Annotated in this window: 16 protein-coding genes and 1 pseudogene; 7 read left to right on the forward strand and 10 right to left on the reverse strand. The window is 73.5% G+C overall.

All coding sequences use genetic code 11. The features are described from left to right. Positions 1 to 88 precede the first annotated feature (88 nt). Together ACH4SL_RS36035 and ACH4SL_RS36040 are read left to right on the forward strand one after the other, a co-directional pair. Positions 89 to 1,486 (forward strand): annotated as a pseudogene (locus ACH4SL_RS36035) (purine-cytosine permease family protein); the annotation flags it as partial. A gap of 269 nt (positions 1,487 to 1,755) precedes the next feature. Further along, positions 1,756 to 5,730: an Ig-like domain-containing protein gene (locus ACH4SL_RS36040; RefSeq protein WP_398454219.1), complete on the forward strand. Its 3,975-nt coding sequence runs from the start codon at positions 1,756 to 1,758 to the stop codon at positions 5,728 to 5,730. A gap of 71 nt (positions 5,731 to 5,801) precedes the next feature. On the opposite strand, the gene ACH4SL_RS36045 is transcribed toward ACH4SL_RS36040, so the two are convergent. The 4 genes from ACH4SL_RS36045 to ACH4SL_RS36060 are packed head-to-tail and all read right to left on the reverse strand — an operon-like array spanning position 5,802 to position 8,560. Next, a complete protein-coding gene (locus tag ACH4SL_RS36045; protein ID WP_398454221.1) occupies positions 5,802 to 6,773 on the reverse strand; it encodes an aldo/keto reductase in 972 nt (323 codons plus the stop codon). A gap of 30 nt (positions 6,774 to 6,803) precedes the next feature. Further along, positions 6,804 to 7,673 (reverse strand): fructosamine kinase family protein, encoded by an 870-nt coding sequence (locus tag ACH4SL_RS36050; protein ID WP_398454223.1) that lies wholly within the window; start codon positions 7,671 to 7,673, stop codon positions 6,804 to 6,806. After that, positions 7,670 to 8,131: a low molecular weight protein-tyrosine-phosphatase gene (locus ACH4SL_RS36055; protein ID WP_398454225.1), complete on the reverse strand. Its 462-nt coding sequence runs from the start codon at positions 8,129 to 8,131 to the stop codon at positions 7,670 to 7,672. Before ACH4SL_RS36055 ends, ACH4SL_RS36050 begins: the two co-directional genes overlap by 4 nt. Before the next feature lie 30 nt (positions 8,132 to 8,161). Next, entirely contained in the window at positions 8,162 to 8,560 is a 399-nt protein-coding gene (locus tag ACH4SL_RS36060; RefSeq protein ID WP_398454228.1) for a cupin domain-containing protein, read from the reverse strand. A gap of 550 nt (positions 8,561 to 9,110) precedes the next feature. On the opposite strand from ACH4SL_RS36060, the gene ACH4SL_RS36065 reads away from it, so the two are divergent. Next, entirely contained in the window at positions 9,111 to 9,782 is a 672-nt protein-coding gene (locus tag ACH4SL_RS36065) for a helix-turn-helix transcriptional regulator (protein ID WP_398454230.1), read from the forward strand. Further along, positions 9,779 to 10,207 carry a hypothetical protein gene (locus tag ACH4SL_RS36070; protein WP_398454233.1) on the forward strand — a complete coding sequence of 143 codons (429 nt, stop codon included), beginning with the start codon at positions 9,779 to 9,781 and terminating at the stop codon, positions 10,205 to 10,207. Before ACH4SL_RS36065 ends, ACH4SL_RS36070 begins: the two co-directional genes overlap by 4 nt. 215 nt (positions 10,208 to 10,422) lie before the next feature. Here ACH4SL_RS36070 and ACH4SL_RS36075 read toward each other — a convergent pair whose 3' ends face one another. Next, positions 10,423 to 11,220 carry a uracil-DNA glycosylase gene (locus ACH4SL_RS36075; RefSeq protein ID WP_398454235.1) on the reverse strand — a complete coding sequence of 266 codons (798 nt, stop codon included), beginning with the start codon at positions 11,218 to 11,220 and terminating at the stop codon, positions 10,423 to 10,425. 170 nt (positions 11,221 to 11,390) lie between these two features. Between ACH4SL_RS36075 and ACH4SL_RS36080 the strand changes: the two genes are divergently transcribed. After that, positions 11,391 to 11,747: a DUF488 domain-containing protein gene (locus ACH4SL_RS36080; RefSeq protein WP_398454237.1), complete on the forward strand. Its 357-nt coding sequence runs from the start codon at positions 11,391 to 11,393 to the stop codon at positions 11,745 to 11,747. Positions 11,748 to 11,819: 72 nt separating this feature from the next. On the opposite strand, the gene ACH4SL_RS36085 is transcribed toward ACH4SL_RS36080, so the two are convergent. Further along, on the reverse strand, positions 11,820 to 12,257 hold the full coding sequence (locus tag ACH4SL_RS36085; RefSeq protein WP_398454240.1) for a VOC family protein: 438 nt from the start codon (positions 12,255 to 12,257) through the stop codon (positions 11,820 to 11,822). 326 nt (positions 12,258 to 12,583) lie between these two features. Here ACH4SL_RS36085 and ACH4SL_RS36090 point away from each other — a divergent pair, with 326 nt between their 5' ends. Then, positions 12,584 to 13,189, forward strand: coding sequence for a GPP34 family phosphoprotein (locus ACH4SL_RS36090; protein WP_398454243.1), 606 nt, complete (start codon positions 12,584 to 12,586; stop codon positions 13,187 to 13,189). A gap of 20 nt (positions 13,190 to 13,209) precedes the next feature. Here ACH4SL_RS36090 and ACH4SL_RS36095 read toward each other — a convergent pair whose 3' ends face one another. The 3 genes from ACH4SL_RS36095 to ACH4SL_RS36105 form a co-directional block, all read right to left on the reverse strand. Continuing rightward, positions 13,210 to 13,731: an O-acetyl-ADP-ribose deacetylase gene (locus ACH4SL_RS36095; protein WP_398454246.1), complete on the reverse strand. Its 522-nt coding sequence runs from the start codon at positions 13,729 to 13,731 to the stop codon at positions 13,210 to 13,212. Positions 13,732 to 13,870: 139 nt separating this feature from the next. Then, positions 13,871 to 14,305 (reverse strand): universal stress protein, encoded by a 435-nt coding sequence (locus ACH4SL_RS36100; protein WP_398454249.1) that lies wholly within the window; start codon positions 14,303 to 14,305, stop codon positions 13,871 to 13,873. Between the two features lie 114 nt (positions 14,306 to 14,419). Further along, on the reverse strand, positions 14,420 to 14,668 hold the full coding sequence (locus ACH4SL_RS36105) for a DUF6480 family protein (RefSeq protein WP_398454252.1): 249 nt from the start codon (positions 14,666 to 14,668) through the stop codon (positions 14,420 to 14,422). A gap of 208 nt (positions 14,669 to 14,876) precedes the next feature. Here ACH4SL_RS36105 and ACH4SL_RS36110 point away from each other — a divergent pair, with 208 nt between their 5' ends. After that, the gene (locus tag ACH4SL_RS36110; protein ID WP_398454254.1) at positions 14,877 to 16,007 is read left to right on the forward strand and encodes an N-acetylmuramoyl-L-alanine amidase; all 1,131 of its coding nucleotides are present in this window, start codon (positions 14,877 to 14,879) and stop codon (positions 16,005 to 16,007) included. 88 nt (positions 16,008 to 16,095) lie between these two features. Here ACH4SL_RS36110 and ACH4SL_RS36115 read toward each other — a convergent pair whose 3' ends face one another. Next, positions 16,096 to 20,274: a beta-galactosidase gene (locus ACH4SL_RS36115; RefSeq protein WP_398454256.1), complete on the reverse strand. Its 4,179-nt coding sequence runs from the start codon at positions 20,272 to 20,274 to the stop codon at positions 16,096 to 16,098. Positions 20,275 to 20,541: the final 267 nt, after the last annotated feature.

A 20,541-nucleotide genomic window follows, 5' to 3' on the forward strand; every position in this document is an offset into this window, starting at 1 on the left:
CCGCCCTGCGCGTACCTCACGAACCCAGAGCTACCGGAGCCCACCCACCGCCGTCAGGCGAACGGCTCCGACATCACTCAATCAAGTTCAGTACTCGATCGACATGGACCTGCTGACCCGGGGCGCCGGATTCGGCTATCTCGGCTCCACGCTGACGTCGATCATCTATGCCAGCTTCACCTTCATCTTCTTCGCCCTCGAAGGCTCGATCATGGCCCAGGCGCTCGACCTGGGTCTGCACATCCCGCTGGCCGTCGGCTATCTGATCTGCGCGCTGATCATCCTGCCGCTGGTGTTCTACGGGATGACCGCGCTGTCGAAGATGCAGGTGTGGACGCAGCCGGTCTGGCTGGTGCTGATGGTGGCGCCCTTCGTGTCGATCGCGGTCCAGGACCCGCACGCCTTCTCGCGGTTCACCCACTTCGCCGGCAACTCGCCGACGGGTTCGTCGGTCAGCCTGCTGGGGGTGGGCGCGGGCGCCGGTGTGGCGCTGTCGCTCATCGCGCAGATCGGCGAGCAGGTCGACTACCTGCGCTTCATGCCCGACAAGACGGCCGCCAACTCCCGCCGCTGGTGGAGCGCGGTGCTGGCCGCGGGGCCGGGCTGGGTGGTGCTGGGCGCGGCCAAGCAGATCGGCGGCGCCTTCCTCGCCTTCTACATCGCCGGGCACGTCGGCCTGAGCACCGCGAACGAACCGATCCAGCAGTTCGTCTCGGGCATCCACACCTTCGCCGCGCCGGTCGCGCTGGGGCTGGCGACCTTCTTCGTGATCCTCTCCCAGATCAAGATCAACACGACCAACGCGTACTCCGGCTCGCTGTCCTGGTCCAACTTCTTCTCCCGGCTCACGCACCGCCACCCCGGCCGCGTCGTCTACATCTTCCTCAACGTCGGGATCGCGCTCGCCCTGATGGAGGGCGGCGTCTTCGGGTTCCTCAACACCGTGCTGGGCTTCTACTCCAACGTGGCCATCGCGTGGATCGGCGCGGTCGTCGCCGACCTGGTCATCAACAAGCCGCTCGGGTTCAGCCCGTCCTACGTCGAGTTCAAGCGCGCGCACCTGTACAACTTCAACCCGGTGGGCTTCGGTTCGATGCTGGTGGCCTCCGCCGTCTCCATCGCCGCCTACTTCCACGCCTTCGGCGAGTACGCCAAGGCCTTCTCGCCCTTCATCGCGCTGCTGGTCGCGATGGTGCTGTCGCCGCTGCTGGCGGTGGCCACCAAGGGCCGCTACTACATCGCGCGCGTCGACGACCAGCCCGAGCCGCTCTTCGCCGAGGACGGGCTGCTGTCGGCGGTGACGCTGACCTGCTCGGTGTGCGCGGAGGACTTCGAGCGCCCGGACGTCGCCGGCTGCCCCTTCCACGCCGGGGCGGTGTGCTCGCTGTGCTGCAGCCTGGAGAAGGACTGCCACGACATGTGCAAGTCCGCCGGGCGCGGCGGCGGCCCGGTCGACCTCGGGATGCCCGCACCCGCCGGCGGCTGACCGCCCCCGGCGAGACCGGCTCCCGGACGTCCGACGTGCCGGCCCGCGGCTGCTGCCGCGGGCCGGCACTTTGCTTGCGTCAGGGGTCTTTACGGCGTCCCCGTCGATGGTCTAGAACGACAGTCATCCGATGTTATGGCAGTCGCGTCGCCCGTTTGGGCACACGGCTGCCGTACCGCGCAGGGAACCAGTCAGGAAGCGGGCACATTCATCGGACAACTACGGCATCGCCGTAGACCGAGAGCCGTATCGACGCCCTGGAGGGCATCGTGCAGATATCACCCCGCCGCCCCCGGCGGGTTCCGTACAGACGGGCCGTCGCGCTCTGCACGGCCGCGCTCACCGTCCTCGCGGGCGCGGCCGTGCTGGACGCGGGCTCCGCCGCCGCGGCCACCGGGCCCACCACCGCGTGGCAGCACGGGCAGTTCGCCCTCGACCCGTCCGGCGTGGTCAGCCGCTCGAACCTCGTCCTCGGCGCGCCCAACCTGAACCCGACCGCGTCGGTGCCGCTGGGCAACGGCGCGCTGGGCGTGGCCGCGTGGGCGGAGAACGGCTTCACCGCCCAGCTCAACCGCTCCGACACCATGCCCGACCGCAAGTCGCCGGGCCGGCTCACCATCCCCGGCCTGTCGGTCATCTCGCACGCCGCCGACTTCCACGGCGAACTCGACCTCACCGACGGGGTGCTGCACGAGTCCGGTGGCGGCATGTCGCTCACCGCGTGGGTGTCCACGGACAAGGACGAGCTGGTCGTCGACGTCTCCGGCGCCGACCCGGCCGTCCCGCAGACCGCGAGCATCAGCCTGTGGTCGCCGCGCAAGCCCGCCGCCGCCGTGTCCGGCACCGTGGGCACCCTCGCCGAGACCTGGACGGACCAGGCCCCGCCGATCGGCACCGGCAAGACCTTCGGCTCCCTCGCCGCGATCACCGCCGGCGGCCGGCAGGTGAGCACCTCGGTCGCGAGCCCCACCGAGGTGAAGGTCGGCTTCACCCCGCACGCGGACGGCACCTTCCGGGTCGTCGTCGCCTCCCCCGGCTGGACCGGCGGCACCGCGAAGGACGCGGCGAAGACCGCGGCCAAGATCCTCGGCAAGGACGCCACCGCGTCCACCAAGAAGCTGCTGAAGAGCCAGGACCGCTGGTGGGGCGACTTCTGGTCGCACACCGGCCTGATCTCGATGACCTCGGCCGACGGCAGCGCCGACTACATCGAGAACCTCCGCACGCTCTACCTCTACGAGGAAGCTGCGTCGATGAAGGAGGGCATCCTGCCGGGCAGCCAGGCCGGCGAGGCCGACATGTTCGCCTGGAACAAGGACGGCCAGACCTGGACCCCGTCCGCGTACTGGCTGTGGAATCTGCGCACCCAGATCGCGTCCAACATGAGCAGCGGCAACTACCAGCTCAACACGCCGATCCTCGACATGTACGCCGCGGACCTGCCGGCCATCGAGGCGTGGACGAAGCAGCAGATGGGCGGCCGCCCCGGCGCCTGCGTGCCGGAGACGATGCGCTTCAACGGCAACGGCATCTCGCCCGGCCCCGGTGAGAACGGCTCGTGCAGCGAGCCCGGCAGCCCCAACTGGAACGCGCTGGACATCTCCTCCGGCCCGGAGATCGCCCTGTACATGTGGGAGCAGTACCAGGGCACCGGGGACAAGGCCCAGCTGAAGCGCTACTGGCCGTTCATCAAGTCCGTCACCGAATTCCAGCTCGCCTACCAGAAGCCGGGCGCCGACGGCCTGCTGCACGCCAACGCCAACGCGCACGAGACGCAGTGGGCGGTGCAGGACCCGACGACCGACATCGCCGTCGACCGCGCCGTCTTCCCGCTCGTCGGGCAGATCGCCGGCATCCTCGGCACCGCCAAGGGCGCCGACAAGGACCTGGTGTCCCGGGTCGGCACCGCCCTCACCCAGATCCCGCCCTACCCGCGCACCGACCAGGCCACCCGCAGCAAGCTGCTCAACCCCGGCTACACCGAGGCGGAGACGGCGGCGGCCGACGCGACCGGCACGGACATGATCGCGATCTCGTACGAGCCGGCCGCCGAGCGCCGCAACGGCGAGAACATCGAGCTGGAACCGCTGTGGCCGTGGAACACCGTCAGCGACCAGGACCCCAACCTCTTCGCGCTGGAGCAGCGCTCGTACGACCACCGGCCCAACAAGGGCGGCAACGACTGGTCGATGGACGCCATCGACGCGGCCCGGCTCCAGGACCCGGCCGAGGTGCGCGCCGCCCTGATCTCGATCACCGAGGGGCACCAGGTCTACCCCAACGGCTTCGCCGACCTGGGGAATTCGGTGGGCTTCCAGCCCTACATCGAGCAGGAGTCCGGCGCCGCGACCGCCGTCGCCGAGGCCCTGGCGCAGAGCTACGACGGCATCGTGCGCTTCGCGCCCGCCTGGCCCGCCGACTGGAACGGCGCGGGCAGCGTCTACCTCCAGGGCGGCGGCAAGGCGGACGTGCAGGTGCAGGGCGGGCAGCTGACGACCGCCGCGATCGAGGCCGCCGCCACCGGCAGCCTGACGGTCAAGAACCCGTGGCCGGGCAAGGCGACCGAGGTCGTGGACGGCAAGAAGGGCAGGACGGTCGTCAAGGCGAGCACCGCCGGCCTGCTGACCGTACCGGTCAAGAAGGGGAAGACCTACGTGGTGCAGCAGGCCGCCGCACCGACCGCCGGCCTGCCCTTCGCCCCCGTCACCGGCACCGCCCCCGCGGCGGCCAAGCACCTGGGCGGCGTGCAGCTCGGCCTGGACGCCGGTGTGACGTCCGGCAGCGCCACCGTCGGCACCGTGCTCGGCGGCACCGACCGGGAGTTCGGCCTCTCCCTGACCGGCGCCACCACGGCGGCCCCTGGCGACGTCGCCGGGCTCACCGCCCGCACCGCGGACACCGACATGGCGTTCGACGTCGGCGACGACGTGGCCGCCACCGGCTCCTACGGCGCGACGGTGAACGTCTCGTACTACGACGCGGGCAGCGGCTCGCTGTCGGTGCAGTACGACGCGGGCGCCGGGGACCGCTACCACGAGGCCGGCACCATCGCGCTGACCGGCAGCGACACCTGGAAGTCCGCGAAGGTCACGCTCGACGGGGCGTGGTTCGGCGGCCTCCAGGCGGGCGGCGGCGACCTGCGGCTGCACTCGTCGGCCGGGCCCTTCAGCGTGCACAGCGTGGGCCTGACCGTCACCGGCGCCTGGGTGCCCGACCGGCACGCCTTCCCGCCCGCCCCGGCCATCACGACCCCGCGCACCGGGGCCACCGTCAAGCTGGCCTCCGCGGTCTCGGGTACGGCGATCCCGAACGGCACCGTCACCGTGCAGGAGGCGTCCGGGCCGCTGTGCACCGCGACCGCGGACGACACCGGCGCCTGGAGCTGCGCCCCCGAGGGCGGCTTCACACCGGGGCGGCAGAGCGCCACGGCCACCGTCGCCGACCCGTCCGGCCTGACCGGCGACGCCTCGGCCGCGGTCGCCTTCGACGCCTCCGACCTGCCGCCGGGCACCGCAGTGGTCGGCGCGGTCGTCGGCGAGGACAACCACGCGTACGGCATGAGCCAGGACGAGCGGCCCTCGGGCGGCTTCGACGGCCCGACGACCGCCTCGGTGACCGGCGGACTGTCCGCGCGCACCAGCACCCAGGGCAACATCTACTTCGACATCGACGACTCGATCGCCCACGCCGGCTACTACTCGGCCGCCTTCACCGTCTCCTACTACGACCAGGGCACGGGGTCGTTCTCCGTGCAGTACGACAACGGCACCTCCGACCCGTACAAGTCGACCGCGGGTATCCAGCTGACCGGCAGCAACACCTGGAAGACCGCCACCGTGACCGCCGACGACGCCTACTTCGGCGGGCAGCAGCACTCCGCCGCCGACTTCCGGCTGCGCAACGGCGGCGGGCAGGTGACGGTGCACAGCGTCGCGGTGCGGATCAGCGGCGACGGGGTGCCCGACAGCACGCTGTTCGCCCCGCCGGTGACCGTCTCCTCCCCCGCGGCGGGCGCCACCGTCGGCGCCACCCCGGCCGTCGCCGGGACCGCCGAGCCGGGCTCGCAGGTCGCCGTGACGGCGGACGGGGCGGCGCTGTGCACCGCTGCCGCCGGCGCCGACGGCAGCTGGACGTGCACCGCGGGCGAGCCGCTCGCCGCCGGCCCGCACACCCTGAAGGCGACCGCCACCGACCCGACCGGCACCCCCGCCGCTCCGGCCACCGTGGCGGTCACGGTGACCTGACACACCGACAGCAGGGAAGTGCGTACCCGACGCGGGGGCGGTCCGGCCGGACCGCCCCCGCGTCACGCGTCCTACGCGTGGCCGGCGATGCCGCGCGGGCTGTAGTGCTCCTCCAGCCGGCGGCAGTCGTCGTCGCTCAGCTCCACCGCGACCGCGGCGACCGCGTCGGCGAGGTGCTGCTGCTTCGTCGCCCCGACGATCGGCGCGCTCACCCCGGGCTGCCGCAGCAGCCAGGCCAGCGCGATCTGCGCCGGGCTGACGCCGTGTTCGGCGGCGACGGCCGCGACCGCCGCGACGATGTGCCGGTCACCGTCCTGGTAGAGCGTCTTGCCGAACTCGTCGGTCTCGCTGCGGGCGCTGGTCGCGTCCCACGGCCGGGTCAGCCGGCCGCGCGCCAGCGGGCTCCACGGGATGACGCCGACGCCCTGGTCCGCGCACAGCGGCAGCATCTCCCGCTCCTCCTCGCGGTAGAGCAGGTTGTAGTGGTCCTGCATGCTGACGAAGCGCGTCCAGCCGTGCCGCTCGGCTGCGTACTGCATCTTGGAGAACTGCCAGGCGTACATCGAACTCGCCCCGATGTAGCGGGCCTTGCCGGCCTTCACCACGTCGTGCAGCGCCTCCATCGTCTCCTCGACGGGGGTGTGCGGGTCGAAGCGGTGGATCTGGTAGAGGTCGACGTAGTCGGTGCCGAGCCGGCGCAGGCTGTGGTCGATCTCGGTCAGGACCGCCTTGCGGGACAGGCCGCCGCCGTTGGGGCCGGGCCGCATCCGGCCGTGCACCTTGGTGGCGAGCACGATCTCGTCGCGGGAGGCGAAGTCGCGCAGCGCCCGGCCGACGATCTCCTCGCTGGTGCCGTCGGAGTAGACGTTCGCGGTGTCGAAGAAGTTGATCCCCGCCTCGACGGCCTGCCGGACGAACGGCCGGCTCGTCTCCTCGTCGAGGGTCCAGCTGTGGTTGCCGCGGTCCGCGACGCCGTAGCTCATGCAGCCGAGGCAGATACGGGAGACATCGAGTCCGGTGGTCCCGAGCTTCACATAGTCCATGGCCGGAAGCCTACGTTCCCGCCTCCCGGGTCAGGTGGCGAGTGCCGCGCGGGCCGCGGCGCCCGCCTGCCGGCCGTAGCCGGCGCCGAACAGGACGGTGTGGACGAGCAGCGGGAAGAGCTGGTGCAGCGGGATGCGGGACGCGTCGCCGAGGGCGAGCGGGGCCGCCTCGGCGTAGGCGGCGAGGACACGGTCCAGGTGCGGGCAGCCGAACAGCCGCAGCATCGCGAGGTCGGTCTCGCGGTGGCCGCCGTGCGCCGCCGGGTCGATCAGCCGCACCTCGCCGTCCGCGCCCCACAGCACGTTGCCGCTCCACAGGTCGCCGTGCAGCCGGGCGGGCGGCTCCGCGGGCCCCGCGACCTCCGGCAGCCGGGCGCACACCCGCTCCACCGCGACGGCGTCCGCGGCGCCGATCGCCCCGGCGTCGACGGCCGTGCGCAGATACGGCAGCACGCGGTGCTCGGCGTACCAGCGCGGCCAGTCGGCGCGCCCGGCGTGGGGCACGTTCCGCATCGGGGCGGCGCCGATGTACGCCTCGGCCGGCCCGCCCGGCGGCGCGGCGCCGAACGCGGGGGCGCCCGCCGCGTGCAGGGCCGCGAGCGCGCGGCCGAAACGCTCCGCCCCGGCGGGGGTCGCCGGGCCCTCCGCGACCCGGTCGGTCACCAGCCACTCCGCGTCGCGCCCGCGGACCGCGGGGATCCGCACCGCGCGGGCCGCCGCCAGCCACTCCAGGCCCGCGGCCTCGGCGGCGACCGCGCCGGGGGCGGTGGCGTGCTTGGCCATCACGACGCCGCCGCCGTCGAGTTCGACCTCGGTGAGGGCGCCGGACACCGGGCGCCCGGCGGTGACCCGCCGCCCGGTGAGCCGGGCGACGGCGGTGGCGGCCGGGCCGCCGCTCATCCGTCCAGGTGCTCGCGCACCCAGTCCAGCAGGCCGGGAGAGGCGTCCTCGATCATGGCCAGCACCGCGTCGAAGCCGGCCGGGCCGCCGTAGTACGGGTCCGGTACGTCGGTGCCGTCGGCGTCCGGGTCGAACGAACGCAGCAGCCGCACGCGTGACGGGTCGTCGACGAGCGCGCGCAGCGCCTTCTCGTGCCCGCGGTCCATCGCGACGAGCAGATCCGCGCGCAGGTGCCCGGTGCCGACCTGGGCGGCGACGTGCTCGGCGGGGTAACCGTGCCGGACGAGCGCCTCGCCGGCCCGCTCGTCGATGCCCTCGCCCTCGTGCCAGTCCCCGATCCCGGCGCTGCTGACCCGCACCCGGTCGTCGAGGCCCGCCTCGCGCAGCTTCTCCCGGAAGACCAGTTCGGCGGAGGGTGAGCGGCAGATGTTCCCCGTACAGACGAAGCAGATGTGCACGGGCCTCAGCCTACGACGGGCCGCCCGGTCTCAGCCCGGCGGGCGGTGGCCGATCGTCATGCCGGGGCGGCGGCGGTGGACGGTCAGATACGTCAGCCCCGCCCCGCCCGCGGTGAGGGAGCGGCGGGCGCCGTGCGGCAGCCAGGCGAGGGAGCCCTCGGCGAGCGGCTCGGGCGCGTCGCCGCCCGCGAGTTCACCGCTGCCGCCGAGGACCAGCACGAGCACGTCGAGGTCGGACTCGACGTGCGGGGCGACCCGCGCGCCGGGCGCGAGCCGTACGACGTTGGCGTCCAGCTGCCGCCCCGGCTCGCTGAGCTTCCACACCACCCCGCCGGACTCCCCCGCACCCCCGGCCGCCGCGCGGGCGTCACCGAGCACCCGGGCCCGCTCGGTTTCCGCTCCGGACGGTGGTTCGGACGGTGGCGCCATCTGTGCCTCCCTGAGCCCGTGGACAGTCGCCGAATTATTACATGTAGCATTCGTGAAAAACCTGGGCGGGTCCCGTGCGGGGTTCCGCGGAGCGGAAATGGGCCGGCGGGAGGCGCGGTCCGCCGCGCCGCCCCCGGGGCAGCGGGGGTTCACCGGCAGGCTCCCTACGGGCAAGCCGGTGAACGGGCGAGGCCCGTACGGAGCCGCCGGGCGCCCGGCGGAGGCGGCAGGCGTCCGCCCGGCACGACGGGCCCGGTGCGGGACTGCGCGGGAGCGGAGGCGGGCCGCCGGAGCGCCGAAGGGCGTACCCGGTGGCTCACCGGCAGGCTCCGTACGGAACCGCCCCGCCCGGCGGAAGCGCTCCCGGGCGCGCCCTGCGGGACCGGCGGGCGGCGCCGGGTACGGGCGGAGCCCGCGGGGCTCCGTGCGGCTACGCCGGGTCGGACGGTGGCAGCGGCAGGCGGCGCGCTGCGGACGGTCCCGTATGCGGCGCGCCGCTGAGGCAGCCGGGGGGAGCGACTCCCGGGGCAGGGAACGGAAGGAGGCCGGGGTGGTGGATGCGGCGGAGCCCGTACGGGGTGCGCGGCGGCGGGCCGTGCTGGACGCGGTGCGGGACGCGGCCGAACCGCGGGGAGTCGAGGAGCTGGCCGGCGCGCTCGGGGTGCACGCCAACACCGTCCGCTTCCACCTGGACGCCCTGGTCGCCGAAGGTGCCGTCAGCCGCCGTACGCAGGCCCCCGCGGGGCGCGGGCGGCCGCGCACCGTCTACACCGGCGCGCCCGGGATGGACCGGGGCGGCGCCCGCGGCTACCGGCTGCTCGCGCAGGTGCTGGTCGGCGGACTCGCCGCGAAGGACGCGCAGGGGCGCGGGGACGCGGAGGCGGCGGGACGCGCGTGGGGCGGCTTCCTGGTCGACGCGGCGCAGCCCCCCGCGACGACCGGCGCGACCGCCGTCGCCCGGCTCACCGCGCTGCTGGCCGACCTCGGGTTCGAGCCCGCCGCCGAGCGGGGCGCGATCCGGCTGCGGCACTGCCCCTTCCTCGAACTCGCCGAGGAGCACGGCCAGGTGGTCTGCTCGGTGCACCTCGGCCTGATGCGCGGGGCGCTCGCCGCGATGGACGCCCCGCTGACCGCCGATCGCCTCGAACCCTTCGCGGCGCCCGACTCCTGTCTCGCCCGTCTGGCCCCCGTGGGGCCCCGCCCGGAAGGAGCGCCCCGATGACCGCCGGTTCGGCCGCCACGGCAAGCGCGTTCGTCTTCGTCTGGCTCGGGATGGTGCTGGCCGTCTCGTTCCTGGAGGCCCCGCTGAAATTCCGCGCCCCGGGAGTGACGGTCCCGATCGGGCTGGGCATCGGCCGCCTCGTCTTCCGCGCGCTCAACGCCGTCGAGGCGGCTCTCGCGGTCGCGGTGCTCGCCACGCTGGCCTCCGGCGGCGCGCCCGCCGCCCCGACCGCCCTCGCGGCGGCGGTCGCCGCCCTGCTGGCCGTCCAGGTGGGCGTGGTGCGCCGCCGTCTCGCCCGCCGCTCCGACCGGGTACTGGCCGGCGAGGTGATCCCCCGCTCCCGCGGCCACCTCGCGTACGTGGCCTTCGAGGTGGTGAAGGTGGCCCTGCTGGTCGCGCTGGGCGTGGCGGCCGCCGCGGCCTGAGCGGCGGGGAAGGCATCGGGCCGCGAGCGGCGCCGGTCCGGACCGGGTGGTGAGGACCGGGGCGCCGGGCGTTCACGCGTCGCGGACGGGCAGGCCCGCTTCCCGCGCCGCCGTACGCAGGACGTCGCAGTGCCGCGTCCTGAGCGGCGGGGAAGGCGTCAGGCCGCGAGCGGCGCCGGTCCGGACCGGGTGGTGAGGACCGGGGCGCCGGGCGTTCACGCGTCGCGGACGGGCAGGCCCGCTTCCCGCGCCGCCGCACGCAGGACGTCGCGGATCATCGCCGGGGTCACCGTACGGGTGGAGATGTTCCGCCGGCTCGGGTGGTAGCACCCGAGCAGCACCAGCTCCCCGTCGCCGTCGGCCGCGCGCAGCCGCACCCGGGCGCCGTGGCCGAAGGCGGGGCGCGGGCGGGGCAGCGCCCAGCCCGCGGCGGCGAGCACGGGCAGCAGCGCCTGCCAGCCGAAGCCGCCGAGCACGACCGCGGCGCGCAGCGTCGGCCTCAGCAGTTCCATCTCGCGGGCCAGCCAGGGGCGGCAGGTGTCGCGCTCCGCGGTGGTGGGTTTGTTGTCGGGCGGCGCGCAGTGCACGGGTGCGGTGATCCGCACCCCGCGCAGGGTGAGCCCGTCGCCCGGCGCGACGGCGGTGGGCCGCGAGGCGAGGCCCTCGGCGTGCAGGGCCGCGTAGAGGACGTCACCGGACGGGTCGCCGGTGAACATCCGCCCGGTGCGGTTGCCGCCGTGCGCGGCGGGGGCGAGGCCGACGACGGCGAGCGCGGCGTCCGGCGGCCCGAAGCCGGGGACGGGCCTGGCCCAGTACGTCCAGTCGAGGTACGCGCGGCGCTTGACGCGTGCCACCTCCTCGCGCCACGCCACCAGCCGCGGACACGCCCGGCACCCGCTGACCCGCGTGTCCAGCGCGGCCACGTCCGCGGCGGAGGCGGCCGCCGCGGCGGGGAAGCCGGGGGCGTCCGGGGGCGGCGCGGCTTCGTCGTCCCGCCGTGCGCTCGGCTCCATGCCCTGGCCCGCCTCTCCGGTGCGATGTCCGCGCGGCCGCGCGCTCCGGGGCCGGTCCACCGCCCGCGCGCGCCGATGCCTCGCCGGTGCCCCGCCGGTAAAATGAACATGCCGCCCGACAGCGGCGCCCGTGCCCCGTGGGGGCTCCGCGCCTGCGAGAGGTGTCGCCCATGACCGAGCCGATCGGCTACCGCCGAGTCTACGAGGAGAACGCGCCCGGAGACGGCCACCGGGTGCTCGTCGACCGCGTCTGGCCACGCGGCATGCGCAAGGACGACGCGCGTTTCGACGAGTGGCTGCGGGATGCCGCGCCCTCGTCCGAGCTGCGCAAGTGGTACGGCCACGAGCCCGGGCGCTTCCCCGAGTTCCGCCGCCGCTACCGCGCGGAGCTGCGGGACCCGGGGCATCAGGAGGCGGTGTCCCATCTCCAGGACCTCGCGGGCCGGGAGCGGCTGACCCTCGTGACGGCCACGAAGGATCTGGCCCACAGTCAGGCCGCGGTCCTGGCGGAGTGGCTCGCCGGGTGAGCATCCCCGGGGGCACGGGAAGCCGCTCGCCCTGGCCCGCGCGCGGCGGGATGCGCTCGCCCCCCCCCGGGGCTACCACGCGTAGATGCGGGCCATGATGTCGTGGCGGGCGGCGCCCTGGGGGCCGGGGTGGGAGATGACCACGGGGAGGCCGTCCGGATCGCGGCCCTCGATCATCCGGACCCCGTCCTCGCTGTCGCGCGACGACACATGCGCGGCGCGCTGCTTGAGGACGCGCTCGCAGCGGTCCAGGTCCTGCGGCCCGTCCGCCGTCCAGATCACGTACTGGACGCCGATCGCCCCGAGCGGATGCTCGCCGCCCGAGCCCATGACGCGCAGGTAGAGCTGCGCGTCACCCGCTCCGACGAGCAGCGCCGCGGTCGCGGTGCGGACGGATTCGGTCATGAGGAGCAATTCCCGGTAGAAGTCCACCGACTGGTCGAGGTCGCGGACGAACACGACCACGGAGGCCAGCCGGGGGCCATGGTCGGCCGACGCATCCGATGCCATGCGGACCCCTTCGCGCGCGTTCGGGAATGCTCGTTTTCACGCTACAGGCGCCCCGTTCGGATCGCCCGGCATGTGCCGGGGTCCGGGACCGCGGCCGGGGCCCGAAACCGCCGGTCGCCCGTCGCGGCGCGCCGGAAGGTGTTTCGGACGGGCCGCCGCTGCCGCCCCCTGGCGTCCGGACGGCGGGTCCGGGGCGAGTGTCCTGGTGCCGGGCGGGGTGCCGGGGCGCTACCGTCGGGGGTGTAGCGGAAGCGCGGTCGCCGGACGCCGCCCGGGTGACGGGCGGGGACGGGGGCGGCGCCGTCGGCCGAGCCGGGAGTGCCCGCATGACCACACCGCAGGACGTGCTGATCACGAGCCTGGACGTGCCGTCCAGCCGCCCCGTGGAGTCCGGCGACCTCTCGCTCGTGCTGGCCGGGGCGGAGCTGATCGATCTGCTCGGCGACGGCTCCGTCACGCTGGACGGCGAGCTGATCGTGCCCGGCCTGGCCCGTACGCCCGCCGACCGGCTGCTGGTCGACGCGGCGAGCGCGCTGGTACGGCGGCCGCCGTACGAGTCGGCGCAGGACTGGCTGTGGCGCCGCGGCGAGGGCCTGGCGGCGGTCTACCTGGCCGTCATGGAGGAGGCCGGGCAGGTCGCCCGCAGGCACCGCCGGATACTGCCGGGCCGCCCCGGGCCCGCGACCGCCACCGACACCCCGGCCCGCCGCCGCGCGGCCGAGCGCTGGCGCTCCGGCGACCCGGTGCTGACGGTGCTCGCGGGCGCCCTGGGCATCCAGCCGGGACCCGCCGCCGCGCCGCCCGAGATCAGCGACGACTCGGTGGAGGCCGTTCTCGTGACGGTCGGCGACGCGGTCGTGGAGCTGGACGCCGTGCGCCAGCGGCGGAAGATCGAGCAGGCGGCTTTCGACAACATCTGGCGCGGCGGCTGACCGGCCCCGGGCGGGCGCTCCTAGCCCTCCCCCGCCGCGTCCTCCGCCAGCGCGGCGGCCAGCACCTTGCGGGCCGTGTTGTCGAAGGCCACCAGGAGGACGCGCTCCACGGCGGTGGGGCAGGACCGCAGCGTGGCCACGGCCACCCGGGCCGCCTCCTGCGGCGGGTAGCCGAAGATGCCGGTGGAGACGGCGGGGAAGGCGACCGTGCGCGCCCCCACGGCGTCGGCTTCGGCCAGGCTCGCGCGGTAGCAGGAGGCCAGTGTGGCGGCCTCGCCGCGGGTGCCGCCGTGCCAGACGGGTCCGACCGTGTGGATGACGTGCCGGACGCGCGGTTCGAGGTCGAAGGCGGGCGTCGTGCGTGCCTCGCCCCGCGGGCACGGCGCCAGGGCCCTGCCCGCGGCGGCGAGCCGGGGGCCCGCCGCGTGGTGGATCGCGCCGTCCACCCCGCCGCCGCCCCCGAGCGACTCGTTCGCCGCGTTGACGATGGCGTCCACCTGCAACTGCGTGATGTCGCCCTGCACCACTTCGATCTCGGTCATGCCCCGATCCTCGCACCTGCGCCGGGCCCCGGTCTTCTGACATTCGCCAGGGCGCCGGGGCCCGCGCCGCGGGCGACCGCGAGGCCGGCGAACAGGGCGGTCGGCGAGTCTGCGGCCGGGGACCGGGCGGACCGGGTGGTCAGGCCTCGGTGCGGACCAGCAGCACGGACACGGGCGCGGTCTTCGCCACGCCGCGGCTCACGCTGCTGTGCAGCAGCGCGGAGATGCCGCTGTAGTGGCCGGGGCCGACCGCGATGAGGTCGCTGCCGAGCGCGGCCGCGCGCTCGACCAGGATCGCCGCCAGGTCCTCGTTCAGGCCCTCGTCCACCTCGCCGTCCGCGGTGACGCCGTCCGCCCGCAGCCGGGCGAGCGCGTCCTCGACGACCTGGCGCCCCTCGGCGGGCTCCTCCGAGGTGTAGACGCCGCCGGATATCCCGTCGGTCACGACGTGGGAGGGCCGGACGTGGATGACGTGCACCGCGGCACCGGTGAGCTTGGCCAGGGACGCGGCGGTGTCCAGCACCCCGGTGCCGTGCGGGGTACCGTCGACGGCGGCGAGGATGTTCTTGTACATGAATCAACTTCCTTGTCCGAAAGGGCCCCAGGGGTTCGTGGCCCGCCCTCATGGGTCAGCTTCCGGACACGGGCGCGCATTCCCCCCGGCGACGTGACGACGGCCACGTCGCCGTCACCGCATCAGCTCGATCGCCATGCCCAGCACGCCCGCGGCGAAGACGGCGACGACGAGCAGGATCCAGACGAGCGGCCCCGTGGTCCACCCGCGGCTCAGCGCCACGCGCTCGGGCGCGTCGAGCGAGGAGACCCCGGACTCGGCGGGCGCGCTGTGCCCGGCGGCCTGCACGGAGTCCTCGGGGACGCTCAGGCCCTCGTCGGGCAGATGCGGGTTCACGGGCTGTGGTGCGTGGGTGACCGCCATGGTGGCCTCCGGTCGTTCCGGTTCCTGGGTCCGCACCTCGGCTACCCGCTGCCGCACGGGTGAACCGCGCCGGGCGCAAAGGGGATCTTCCGCGGCAAGCGCGGCCCGTTCCGCGGAAGTCCTGGCTGCGCGTCAGCTTGCTCAATATTCTCCGGAGGTCATCGGCAGCCGCGATCCGGCTGCCGCCCCTCTCCGTTGCGGAGTGTGCATGACCCGACACGAGCACGAGGTAGAACGCCGAACGCTGTTCAGAGTCGGCCTGGGCACCGCGGTCGCCGCGGTCGTCGGCACGGAACTCGCGCTCCCCGGCGCCGCGCAGGCGGCGCCGTCCGGCGAGTTCCCCTGGATCATCGACTGCGACAGCTGGGGCGCGCGGCCCCCGTCCAGCCCGATCCAGATCACCGGCAACACCACCAACAAGATCATCCTCCACCACATGGCGTTCCCCAACGTCACCGACTACTCGCGCGACCACGCGCTCCAGCTGGCCCGGGACTGCCAGGACCTGCACATGGACACCAACGGCTGGGCGGACACCGGCCAGCACTTCACGGTGAGCCGCGGCGGCTACGTCCTGGAGGGGCGGCACCGCAGCCTGGAGACCCTCGACGCGGGCGAGCACCAGGTCACCGCGGCGCACTGCCCCGGTGAGAACGGCAACGCGATCGGCATCGAGAACGAGGGCACGTACATCACCGAGACGCCGCCCAAGGCGCTGCTGGACTCGCTCGTCGAGCTGTGCACCGCGGTGTGCCGCCAGTTCCGGCTGAACGCGTGGGACATCTTCGGTCACTGGGACTTCCGGGAGACGGACTGCCCCGGCATCGCCTTCTACGCGCAGTTCCCGATGATCCGCACCCGGGTGTTGCACGCGCTGGGCGTCCCGGCGTCGGCGGCGCCGGCCCGGCGCTGGCCGGACATCTGGCGCTTCGTCGACAGCCCGGTCGTCCAGGTCGGCCAGTACCTGCTGGACGCGGCCGGCTACACGCTCACCGCCGACGGTGTCTTCGGCTACGACATGAACGACGCGCTCGCCGACTTCCAGACCACCCGCGGCATCCCGGTCACCCCGGACGCCACCTTCGACACCACCACGTGGGAGGCGCTGGCCCCGCCGCTCGACAAGCACGCGACGGGACTGCCCGTCACCGCCCTGCAGTTCATGCTCGCCCGCAAGGGCTACGCGGACGTGACCGCGAGCGGCGCGTACGACCACGCCACGATGAAGGCCGTCCAGTCGATGCAGCGCCTGCACGGGCTGCACCCGAACGGCAAGGTCGACCTGAGCACCTGGTGCGCGGTGGTCGGCGGCACGGTGCGCGAGTCGCTGTGCCGCTGAGCCGGTAGAAACCGGACCCGTGGGGCGCGGGCCGGCCGAGGGACACCTGTCCCTCGGCCGGCCCGCGCCACCGTACCGCCTGTGGCGGCTAGCCGCAGGTCAGTGTGGGCGCCCCCCAGTCGCCGTGGTCGTTGCCGTTGCCGTCGCCCGCGTCGCCGACCTTGAGGTCGAGGACCTGCGCGCCGGTGATGTCGACGTCGATCGGCAGGGCCGCCTCCTTGCCGCGGACCGTCCGGGTGGTCGTCAGCACCTTGCCGTCGGCGACCACCGAGAAGGTGACCGTGCCGCCGCCGCCCGTCTCGTCGTCGACGCCCACCTCGGCGGTCAGCCGGGTGCAGGTGCCGGCGAGGTAGAGCTGGACGTCGCTGACGGCGTTGGTGCCCAGGCCCTTGGCGTAGGACGTGCCGGCGATGCTGAGCGGCTTGCCGTCGCCCGCCGCCTGCTCGCCGACGCTGGTGTCCCGCTCGACGGGGCCCCAGCCGTTGCTCGACGCCAGGAAGGGCAGGTCGCTCACCGCGTTCTGCCCGGCGGGCGGCAGCGCCGGGATGGCCTTGACGATGCGCTCGTCACCGACGGTGGCCACCTTGCCGCGTTGCAGTCCGTACGTGGTCAGCTTGACCGCGGAGGCGTCCGGCAGCGTCCCGGCGGGCGGGGTGACCGTCCAGCGGATCGTGGCCGACCGCCCCGGCAGGACCAGGAGGACGGCCGCGGGCTGCGCGGCGCTCGCCTTCCAGCCGGCGGGCAGCGTGAGCTTGCCGGTCAGCGCGGCGACCGGCGGCTGGTTCGCCGGTACGGCCACGGTCGCGGTCGCGGTGAAGGCCTTGCCCGCCTGCACGGTGCCGGGCACGTCGAGGGAGACGTCGGTGCCCGGCGCGGCGGGCATCGCGTACACCGCGCGGTTGTAGCGCGGCGCGGCGTTCTGCGCGACCTTCAGCGGCGAGGTGTAGCTGCCGTAGTTCGTCAGCTCCACCGTGCCGAGGCCGCCGGTGCTGCCGTCCAGGTTCCACACGGCGATGGCCACGGTGTTGTGGCCGTTGGGGTCGAGGATGCCGTTGGGGATCGGGAAGGAGTGCTGCGGGCCCAGGTAGTTGACATAGTTGCCGACCTGCCAGCCGTTCACGAAGATCGTGGCGCGGTACTGCCGCTTCGGGTCGTCGGTGAAGGTCAGGCCGACCGAGGTGTCCTGGCCGCGCGGGAGGTCGAGGGCGACGTCGGTGCGGTACCAGGACACGCCGGCGCGGGTGTCGGTGGCGGGCAGCGAGACGTTGCTCCAGGACGTGTCCGGGTAGCCGGGCAGCGACCAGCCGGCCCGCTCGCCGTACAGGCCGCCGTTGTTGAGCGGGCCGCGGGCGGTGTCGAGCAGGTTCTCGCCGCCGCGGACGCCCTGGACGCGCCAGGTGACCGGGGTGAGCGGGGCGCCGGTCAGGGCGGCGCTGGTCAGACCGCGGGCGGTCTTGTTGCCGTTCGAGGAGTTGTAGTCCTCCTCGTGGCCCATGTTGACGGTCAGGACCGACAGGACGTTGTCGGCCTTGTCGCCGGTGGCCTTGAGCGCGCCCGCCGGGAAGGTGAAGTCCGCGCTGCCGGTGGTGGAGCTGCCGAGGAAGGTGCCGTTGAGCCAGGCGGAGAAGGCCTGGGCCTTGCCGCCGGAGTCGGACACCAGGTGGATGCCGGTCTCGGAGCCGGAGGTGCGGAAGCGGCCGCGGTACCACGTGTTGCCGGTGTGGAAGCCGTAGTCGTCGGCGTAGAGCACGGGCAGCGAGTTGACGCCGGAGGAGCTGTTGGTGGTCGTCCTGTCGGCCACCTGCCAGCCGGAGTCGTCGAAGCCGGGTGCGGTCTCGGGGGATTCCTCGGTGTGCTTCCAGTTCGTCAGCGCGGGCAGCTGCACCGCCTGGGCGGTGGGGATCTGCCCGGTGCGGCTGCCGGTCGCGGTGGAGCCGGTGTGCACCGCCTTGCCGTTCCAGGTGACCTGGCGGGCCGACGTGAAGACCTCGATGTCCTTGGCGTCGGCGTTGTCACCGGTGAGGGCGACGGTCGCGCCGCCGTCCCGGCTGGTCGCGGTGCGCAGCAGGTGGCTGCCGCGCACCAGCACCGGGCCGGCCGCGGTGTCCTGCCGCCAGAACGTCTCGGCGGTGGGCTTGTCGCCGACCAGCAGCAGCGCCGGGCGGGAGCCGCCGCCGCTGAGGGAGATGCGGATCAGGCCGTTGTGCGTGTAGTTGAGCCGCAGGTCGCCGGTGGCCGGGTCCCAGGTGGTCGTGACGTCGCCGCCGCTGCTGGTCACGGTGGGCTTCGAGGCGTAGCGCAGCACGGTCTCGCCGTCGCTGCCCTTGTCGCCGTAGAGCACCGAGACGTCCCGGTCGCCGATGGCGGCGGTGGTCATGATCTCGGAGGTGGAGTACTGCAGCTGGGTGCCGCCGAGCTTGTAGTTCGCGACGATGACGTGCGAGTCGCGTCCGTCGAGGGTGATCGCGGTGCCGGGCTGCTGCGGGACGACCGGGTAGGTCGCCTCGGTGGCGCCGCCCACGGGCACGTCGACGGCGTCGATCGAGACGAAGTTGTCGGTGGAGCCCGACGCGTGGCTGCCGGTGACGACGATCTTCAGGGTGTGCGGGCCGTCGGACAGGCCGCTCTTGGAGAAGACGACCGCCTGGTCCTCGCCGCCGGAGTCGTCGACGGTGGCTTCCTTGGTGCCGTCGATGTAGACGTCGGCGTAGCCGTGGTTGTTGGTCTTCGAGCCGATCCAGCGCACCGCGGTCCCGTCGAAGGGCACGGTGACGGAGTCGCCCGCGGTGTTGGAGAAGGACTCGGTCTTCTTGTAGTCGCCGCCGGTGTAGCTCTGGTCCGCGACGTGCGACCAGGCGCCGGTGTAGCTGAGCGCGGTGTCGGTGTCGTCGTGGGTGTAGGTGGTGTCGGCGGACGGCTGGGCGTTGAAGTCCAGCGCGATGTGGGTGGTGTCGGTCGTGGTCGCGGTGGAGTCGCCGTGCCGCAGGACGTGGAACTGCGTCTTCGTGTCCGGGTTCATCCGGGCGGTGTCGACGGCCTTGGTGTTGTCCGGCGGGGTGGACTTGATCTGGTCGGTCTTGGTGAGCGGGGCGACCGACTGGGTGAAGTAGCCGATCAGCTTGTCCTCGTCGAACTTCGGGTCGAGTTCGCGGGTCTCACGGATCGCGGCGCCGTAGTCGTAGGAGGTGTAGTTCTCCGGCATGCCCAGCCAGCCCCAGTTGGTGCCGCCGTAGGTCATGTAGAAGCTCTGGGCGGTCGCGCCGACCGCGATGTTCTGCTTGTAGAAGACGTTCGCGAACTGGTCGTCGATCAGCTCGGCGCACTTGTCGTAGCCCGGGCCGCCCCACGGGTCGAAGGCGCCGCCCTGGAACTCCGGGGTGTAGAGCGGCTTTCCGGCCGGGTGGTCGTAGCTGATGTTCGGGACGCCGTTCCACTGCGACGGGTTGGAGCAGTTGAAGCCCTGCGGGTAGGCGTCGGGGCCGTCGACGTCCAGGGCGCCGTCACCGGAGTTGAAGGTGCCGTTGTTGTTGCCGGTGAGGGGCACGGTGATGCCGTCGGCGCGGGCCTTGGCCTCCAGGTGCTGCATGTACGAGCGGGCGCTCGCCGAGCCGTTGTAGAACTCGTTCTCCACCTGGTAGGCGATGACCGTGCCGGTGCCGTTGGTGAGCTGGTGCCGGGCGATGATGCGGTCGATCTGGGTGAGCCACTCGTCGGAGTACTTCAGGAACTCCGGGTCGTCGGTGCGGTTCTGCTCCTTCTTGGTGGTGAGCCACCCGGGCAGCCCGCCGCTGTCGACCTCGGCGTTGATGTACGGGGCGGGGCGGGCGATGACGTACAGGCCGGCCTGCTGCGCCATGTCCAGCAGCTTGTCGACGTCGCGGACGCCGGTGAAGTCGTACACGCCGGGCGCGGGCGAGTGGTAGTCCCAGTCGAAGTAGAGGGACGTGGAGTTGAAGCCGGCCGCCTTCATCTTCTGGAAGATGTCGAGCCACAGGTCGGGGCTCGGCAGCCGGAAGTAGTGGAACTCACCGGACCACAGGTAGGTACGGTCGCCGTCGACCATGAACGAGTAGCCGTCGAAGGTCACCTTGTGCGCGGTGCCCGCGGGTTTCGCCTGCGCGGGGGCCGCCGGGGCCTGCGACGCGGCGACGGCGGGCACCGCGGGCACCGCCGTCAGGGCGAGCGCCGCGGCTGCCGCGACGCCCGCCCACCACCTTCTGTGCCGGCCGGCTCTGCCGACCGCCGAACCGTCGGGGTTACGTCGCACTGCGCCCTCCAGGCTTACCGAGGATGTCAATCCCAAACAGATTCAATCGAAGTCGCACAATAGGAGGGTGGGCCTGACGGCACAATAGGTCGGACGAAGGTCGTCCTCTTTCCGCAGTGGAAAGACACATACCTGCACATACACCTCGTCCCGCTGGGGCGATGAGCGCCGGATGGCAGGTACACGCACCGATGAGTTCACGTCAGATCCCTTGACAGGTCCCACACAGGAGGTCTGTCATGTCGCCAACTGTTGAGTTGCGTCGGA

This window comes from Streptomyces sp. NPDC021020 (assembly GCF_044333285.1).
Classification (GTDB): Bacteria; Actinomycetota; Actinomycetes; order Streptomycetales; family Streptomycetaceae; genus Actinacidiphila.